This window comes from Paraburkholderia tuberum STM678, from assembly GCF_902833905.1.
Classification (GTDB): domain Bacteria; phylum Pseudomonadota; class Gammaproteobacteria; order Burkholderiales; family Burkholderiaceae; genus Paraburkholderia; species Paraburkholderia tuberum.
In genome coordinates, this window is record NZ_CADFGP010000133.1 from 1 (window position 1) to 6640 (window position 6640).

Annotated in this window: 5 protein-coding genes and 3 pseudogenes; 4 read left to right on the plus strand and 4 right to left on the minus strand. The window is 62.1% G+C overall.

All coding sequences use genetic code 11. From position 1 onward, the window contains the following. Positions 1-297: 297 nt before the first annotated feature. Positions 298-930 (minus strand): alkyl hydroperoxide reductase subunit F family protein, encoded by a 633-nt coding sequence (locus tag HWY30_RS40210; protein ID WP_090812087.1) that lies wholly within the window; start codon positions 928-930, stop codon positions 298-300. Between the two features lie 166 nt (positions 931-1096). Then, entirely contained in the window at positions 1097-2200 is a 1104-nt protein-coding gene (locus HWY30_RS40215; RefSeq protein WP_090812085.1) for an OmpA family protein, read from the minus strand. 653 nt (positions 2201-2853) lie between these two features. Here HWY30_RS40215 and HWY30_RS40220 point away from each other — a divergent pair. Beyond that, positions 2854-4107 carry an esterase/lipase family protein gene (locus HWY30_RS40220; protein WP_090812083.1) on the plus strand — a complete coding sequence of 418 codons (1254 nt, stop codon included), beginning with the start codon at positions 2854-2856 and terminating at the stop codon, positions 4105-4107. A gap of 481 nt (positions 4108-4588) precedes the next feature. On the opposite strand, the pseudogene HWY30_RS40225 reads toward HWY30_RS40220, so the two are convergent. Continuing rightward, positions 4589-4852, minus strand: a pseudogene (locus HWY30_RS40225) (transposase); the annotation flags it as partial. A gap of 113 nt (positions 4853-4965) precedes the next feature. Between HWY30_RS40225 and HWY30_RS40230 the strand changes: the two are divergent. Next, a pseudogene (locus tag HWY30_RS40230) lies at positions 4966-5544 on the plus strand (IS110 family RNA-guided transposase); the annotation flags it as partial. After that, positions 5540-5785: pseudogene (locus HWY30_RS43265) on the plus strand (IS91 family transposase); the annotation flags it as partial. The pseudogenes HWY30_RS40230 and HWY30_RS43265, both read left to right, overlap by 5 nt. Positions 5786-6066: 281 nt before the next feature. Here HWY30_RS43265 and HWY30_RS40235 read toward each other — a convergent pair. Next, positions 6067-6261, minus strand: coding sequence for a hypothetical protein (locus HWY30_RS40235; RefSeq protein WP_143037320.1), 195 nt, complete (start codon positions 6259-6261; stop codon positions 6067-6069). A 93-nt stretch (positions 6262-6354) separates the two neighbouring features. On the opposite strand from HWY30_RS40235, the gene HWY30_RS43270 reads away from it, so the two are divergent. Continuing rightward, positions 6355-6633 carry a Mu transposase domain-containing protein gene (locus HWY30_RS43270; RefSeq protein ID WP_425199439.1) on the plus strand — a complete coding sequence of 93 codons (279 nt, stop codon included), beginning with the start codon at positions 6355-6357 and terminating at the stop codon, positions 6631-6633. The last annotated feature ends 7 nt before the right edge of the window (positions 6634-6640 follow it).

Consider the following 6640-nt stretch of genomic DNA (forward strand, 5'->3'; position numbering starts at 1 on the left):
TGGCGCCGCGGGCTGATAGGCTGGAGGGTCTGACTCATGGCTCTGCTCCCGTTGAATGACGAGGCGGATTGCCTCGCCGATCAACATGAAAACAGAGTCGGTTTCCCTTCCGTTACCACTACCCAAAGCCGTAGCCCATTACCGCGCGAGCGGTTTAGTCCACTGGCCGAGTACAGCCCGATGCGGTCGGCTGAGGTCCACGCGTTGCGGACTTTCAGCGTTACAGATAACGGCATCCCGGGGGGCGAATTAGCGGGGAAACCCGCAACAGATGTAACCTGCAGGTCGGTTCTACGGCTAGCGCGCCGCGCGCAGTGCCGCTCTCATGCTCATTTCTATGTCGTGAAGTCTCGCGCCGAGTTCCTCAAAGCTGCTGCGCCCCTCGCCGAATAACTCGCCGTTCATGTAGATCGTCGGCACGACGCTAACATCACGCGCCGACACCTCACTTTGAAAAAGCCCTCCGTCGATCGTAATGTTGTGAATCCGTGAATTGATCACCGTCATCATGTTCAGCGCTTGCACAACGTCCACACAGCTTCCGCAAGATAGTGAAATGAAGGTCTCGAAATAGTAGTCACGTTCTAGCGTTCGAATCCGTTCAATGGTCGTACGGTCGGCTATTACGGGATGTCCTCCCACCTGGAGTATTGCAAGGACAAGGGACGAAAATTCAGGCCCTGTTGGAGTGGCGGCAAACCGAATGCCGGGTTTTGCTCCCGCCTGCCCGATTGAAAATGATGGCTTGCGTTCCTCGCCTTGCTGCTCCTCGATTACCGTCACCAGATCTGTCAACGACGCGATTTCGTTCAACATCGTCAGCATCTCGGGCGATTTTTGACTACCGTCCTGCGACACGATCAATTCGACAGGTCTACGGATGTTTCGCAGATACGTCTGCAGTTGTGACCTGAGACTGGTGTTTAACATGTCTCGATCCCCTAACGACCTTCACAAGGTTAGATGAAGAAGTGCAGGAACTGAAACAAAATCTGAACGGAACGTGCAGCGCCTTCTGCCATTTGGATCAAGAGGTTGCCGGGTGATGCTCCCTCGAAACGTCAGTGCGCTCTGTTGCGCTATCGCACATATTCCCTCAGTGGCCGCGCTGCGGCAGCGCCAGCAGCACGAGCTGCACGCTGCGGTTGCTCTGGCTGTCGACCGGGCGCCCGGTGAAGATCGGAAGGTCGGTCTCGGGCAGCTCGGCGACGAAGATGCGCGAAGCGGCGATTCCGCCTTCGGCAATCAGGGCACTGCGCACGACCTGTGCGCGCCGGGCCGCCAGTGCCCGATTGACCGCGCCGCCGCCGCGCGTGTCGGTGTAGGCGAAGGCCAGCACGGCGGTGTCCGGATGGCCGCGCAGGTAGTCGCGCGCCTTCGCGAGTTCCGCCATGCCCTCGGTCGACAGCGCTGCCTGCCGGGTCTTGAACAGGATTGGATTCACTGCTGGCAGCGTCGCCGCTGGCGACGACGGCGGTAGCGCGGCGGGCGGCTGGACGACGAAGATTTGCGCCACCGGGGCGTCTTTCCTGTCCTCCTTCTTCTGTCCGACGGCCATGGAGAACATGCCGATCGCGACCAGCGCCGCGAAGCCCAGCACGAAGGCTAGGTTGCAGCCCTTGATGATCCGATAGCGCAGGCGGGTGTATGCCGCCCAGTTGTTAACTGCCCCGAGGTTGTCGTAGAGGCCTTCGTAGATCTGGCGGCGGGCATCGATCTGGATCTTCAGATCGGCCGGCGCGCCGGCCGCGCCGGCCAGGTTGACCACCCCCACCCACCGGTCATGGGCCTCATCGGTCTCCGTCTCGAGGTCGTCGAGCCACTCCATGCCCTCCTCCGGCAGCAGATTGCCCCGCTGGCGCTCGAATTCCCGACGCAACGCCTCGATCTCTTCGCGGTCGGCGGGGTCGTAGGGTGCCAGCTCAGCCTGCCGGCGCAGCACGCTCTGGTAGACAAGATCGGGCTGCAGCAGGTGCAGCAGCAGCACGATCGAACTCCCGACCAGCACCACCGCGGCGACCAGTCCGACGGTCGCAATCGACCAGCGGAAGGTGGCCGACGCGGGGTCGAGGCTGCCGTAGCCGGTGAATGGCGTACCGGCGAGCAGCAAGCCGGCGATGCCGCCGAAGATCCCAACCAGCGTCTTGACGTTGTCCCGCATGTTGGCCTTCGCGGTCGCGTAGCTGTCGGTCGAGGCCACCCCGCCCACCGCCTGAATCGCTGTCAGGCAGCTGGAACAGGCGCACCGCGTCGACGCCGATGGCGGGGTTCTCGACGATCCAGCGCAGGCTCTCCAATTGCGTCGGCGTCGTTCCGCTCCAGGGCGTCACGCCGACGTTGACGATCTTCAGACCGTTGTCGGTGATGTCAAGCTGCGGTCCGCTGCCTTATAGCAACACAAGTGACGATGCCAGTCGCCGGCCATTTCCGTAAATTCTTCACATCGCCTCAGCTTCGATCGCGAGTGAGGAATCTGGGTCGTGAACGCATTTGGCTACCGACGCCGCGATGAGCGTGGCGCAATCAGGCTGGGAACGACCCGTTGCCGCCGGTCGGGCCGTCAGAGGGGAATGACTGGTATCCCCATAGCCGCCGTCCGCGGCTTCCGAAAGCTGCCCGTCACGGCTACTCGTCGTCGGGGGCTAGCGCGCAGCAGGCTTGGGCGCGAGAATCATCGGAACCACCTGCGCACGCGATCCCTTTCAATTGAGGCGTCCGCGTCTTTGCACCGGACCTTCGATGCGAACGTTCTTGCGGCGGGCTTTCCATGACCGGCGTGGAGTGCTGTGTTGGTGACCGGGGCGAGCTGTAAGGCGGTGATGTCGACCGGTGCACGAATGGGGGAGCGAGACGATGACGACCGTCATCACGACTGTCCACGGCACTTTTGCCAGGCAGGCGGCCTGGGCCCAGCCCGATTCGCCGCTCAGCCAATATCTGACGGCGCATCTGGGCGGGGCGGTTCGGATCGCGCCGTTCGATTGGTCGGGCCGCAATTCGTTTGAGGCCCGCGACGACGCCGCAAAGCGCTTGGGCGACCACCTCGAAGCCATCGGCCGCGCAGAGCCGGACAGTCGTCAGTTCGTCGTGGCGCATAGCCACGGCGGGAATGTCGCCCTGCTTGCGGCAGCGAACGGCAGGCTGTCTAAGCCTGTCGCGGGGATTGTCTGCCTGTCTACCCCGTTTCTGCAGGCATGGCCTCGACATCTCGGTGCGGCGCGCATCGTGAGCGCCGCCGCCGGAATCGTCCTGCTCTTCGCGAATCTGCTCTTCCTCATGCTGCGCCACCGGGTGGGGAGCTCCTTACTCATGGCATGCGTAGTCGTGACGGCCATCCCTACGATCTATATCTTCATCAAGGCCGCGGCTACCTTGACGGATAACGACAAACCGCGCTGGGTGCTCCCAGAAATGGATCCGCATCGCATGCTCATCTTGCGGGCCGCTGCCGATGAGGCATCCGCCGCCCTGGGCGCGGCGACCCTTGCCTCATCGTTAGTGGCGAGATTCTGGGCGCTCACGTCAGTGGGTGCGCCGCTGTGGATGCGTGCACTGGAACAGGACGAGGCCGACAGGGCACGTCAGACCCGCTACTCGTGGCTGCGGCGCGTCCACGGTCTAAGCGTCATGTGTCTCTTCGTGCTTGGCATCGTTCTTTGCGTGCTTAGCCTGCTGCCGATCGATCCGCCCTGGGTCACCAGAAACCAAGCAACCGCTGTCCTCGTCGCGTCTTTCGTTCTTAACCTTCTGTTCGCTTGGCGCAAGGTACTCGCGATCGCCGTGTTGGCGCCGTTATGGTGGCTTTCGATGCTCTTGGCCGGCCCGGTACTGCTTTTGCTTTCCGTCTTCGCGATGTCGTTCGGGTCGTCGCTTGCCCTGCGTCATTTCCTCTGGATCGTTTCCGCCGAGACAACGCCTCCCGGCGTGTGGATGACGGTCCAACTGGACCCCGAGAGCACGCCCCGAGGGTTTCGAGGCCTCATGCACAGCTCCCTGTATGACGATCCGCGAGCGCACTCCGTGATCGCCCATTGGATGAAAAAGCAGACGGGCGTTTCACCTGCCGCGGAGCGCAGGGTGGGACCGGCCCCTCGTCGCGAGGCGTAATCCTCATGGGGCGGCTGCGCGTGGTCCGACTACTCAGGACTCGGTCGCCGGCGGGCCTGTTTCCCGACAGAGTGTGGCAAGCCGTGGCTACCCAGCGCCTCTCGCGCGGAAACAGTCTTGTCGGCTTATCTTGAGGTTTGTTCGATGCCTGCCCATGTCCGTGGACTCGGGGTGCGCGCCGGCGCGTGCGGGCAGGCGTTGAATAAACCTGAAGGGAGGAAACCGCGGAGTGCTCTGATGCAATGGAGTCTTCGGGGCTATGGCGATTGATTGCCCGGGATGGCGAGCGGTGTTGCGGGATGCGTGGTCAGGCGGGAGGCCGGCTGAGGGCTGAGGTTGTGCCGAAGCGGTGCAGTGGCGCCATCGTGATGGCGGAACGGACCTGCAAGGGCCTGTGCGAAGCGACAGACGCAAGGGTCTGCTCGTGGGCCGCGTTGCCGCAAAGCCGAGGGTCGGGTTGTTCGTCCTGGAACAGTGACGCTCATATCTCGCCCCGGCGCGTGGGTGGTGCGCGGATCGGTGCAGTGCGCGCAAGGATATCGATGACGATCATCGGCGCGCCGCAGTGCCGGCAGATGAAGGCGGGGCGCGTTTCGATGACGGTTTCGTGAGCTGATGTGTTGACGTCGGTCGCGACGTGCAGCAGTTCGCGGACCTTCGCGAGACTGGCGCGGCGCACCGGGTTGGCGAGCAGTCCGTAGTGACGGATACGATGGAAGCCACCGGGCAGCACATGGAGCAGGAAATGAAATGAACGCGTCCCACCCGAGTATATGAGCGCAAAGGAAGCTGGATCCTCACAGGCCGATGTGCCTACGTGGAAAATACGAAGTTTCCAGGCAAACCGGAGGATCCGTCGTGAAGCTTACGCCAGTTGGGATTGACATTGCAAAGTCGGTGTTTCAGGTCCACTACGTCGATCAGGAAACCGGAGAAATCGTGAACAAGCCGATCAAGCGGGCAAAGTTTCTCGAGTACTTCGCGAACCGGGCTCCGTGCCTGATCGGCATGGAGGCGTGCGGCGGATCGCACCACTGGGCCCGGCAACTTACGAACATGGGTCACATGGTAAAGCTGATGCCGGCGAAGTTTGTGAAGGCGTTCAACATCCGCAACAAGAACGATGCGGCAGACGCCCGTGCAATCTGGATGGCTGTGCAGCAACCCGGCAAGGCCGTCGCGGTGAAGACCGAGATACAGCAGGCGATGCTGGCGCTACACCGTATGCGGCAGCAGCTGATCAAATTTCGCACGATGCAGATCAACAACCTGCGTGGACTGCTGATGGAATATGGAGAGATCATGAGCAAGGGCCGGAACAAGCTGAACAAAGAGATACCGGTCGTGCTCGAACGGATCGCGGAGCGCCTGCCTGCCGTGCTGATCGATACGTTTCGCGAGCAGTGGAACGGACTGACGAAGCTGGACGAACAGCTACGGGTGGCTCGCCAACTGCCACCGTGCCGCCAGGCTCGCCACCTGCAGGCAGCTGCTCGGTGTCGAGGCTCCCGCCGCTGCCGCAGCCGAGCCCGGGGAAGACTACCGTGACCGCTACCAGCGACTCACCGGCAAGTCACTGCGCGACTGCCCCGTATGTGGCAAGGGACACATGCTCCACATCCAAGACATGCCCGGCAGCCTTCCACGAGCCCCGCCAGGTCCCACCCATGCGCGCTAGTTGCCACCGCATCTGTTTCCGTACACGTTCGCCTTTCCTGACGAGGCCAACGCGGCTGCACTCGTGCCTTCGATCTGCTGGCGCACCAGCGTACTCCAAAATGGCGGGTGATTTACCGGTTCACGCGCACATTCCCGCTTCCTTTACACGTGATGCTTCCCACTCTCGCCGGAAGTCCGTGTGTGATCGCCCCTGCAAGACATCACAAATTACCGCGGCGGCCATTCAATGCCCATAGCGGCCACCGCCTGTGGAGCGGTTTCGCACAAACATTTTTTTGATTACCGGTCGCGGACCAGGTCCGACGACATGGCGATGCGCTGGTTGCCGCGACCGCCAACCAAAAAAATCTCTGCCATATATGGGCCCGGGCCCATATCAATGAGAAGGGGCGCGTTGAGCGTGCGATTCGCCATGTTCGCGATGCCTTCTTTGCGGCACGGCAGTTCGCCGATCTGCACGATCTGAATGCGCAAGCCGAGCACTGGTGCCGCACACAAGCGGCCGATCGCCCGTGCCCGGAAGATCGCGCGATCAGTGTGCGCCAGGCGTTGGCGCAGGAGAAGCCGATGCTGCTCGCACTACCGGAGAATCCGTATCCCGTCGAGGAAACGCTCGCCGTCAAAGTCGGCAAGACGCCCTACATACGCTTCGATCTGAACGACTACTCGATTCCACACACGCACGTGCGGCGCACGCTCACGGTACGCGCCGATCTCGAACAGGTAACCGTGCTCAGATGCTGCTCAACCGTGGAAGAAGACAGGGCGGATTCAACCGGTCGTTGCAACACCTTTGATCGAGGAGGTGTTGCATGGGACGAAGTGCAAAGCAGGTGTATCGGTTGACAGGGCG

Bases quoted from the DNA above. Each gene is read 5' to 3' on its own strand.
- HWY30_RS40210 (WP_090812087.1), bottom strand. From the start codon at position 930: ATGTTAAACACCAGTCTCAGGTCACAACTGCAGACGTATCTGCGAAAC.
- HWY30_RS40220 (WP_090812083.1), top strand. From the start codon at position 2,854: ATGACGACCGTCATCACGACTGTCCACGGCACTTTTGCCAGGCAGGCG.
- HWY30_RS43270 (WP_425199439.1), top strand. From the start codon at position 6,355: ATGCTGCTCGCACTACCGGAGAATCCGTATCCCGTCGAGGAAACGCTC.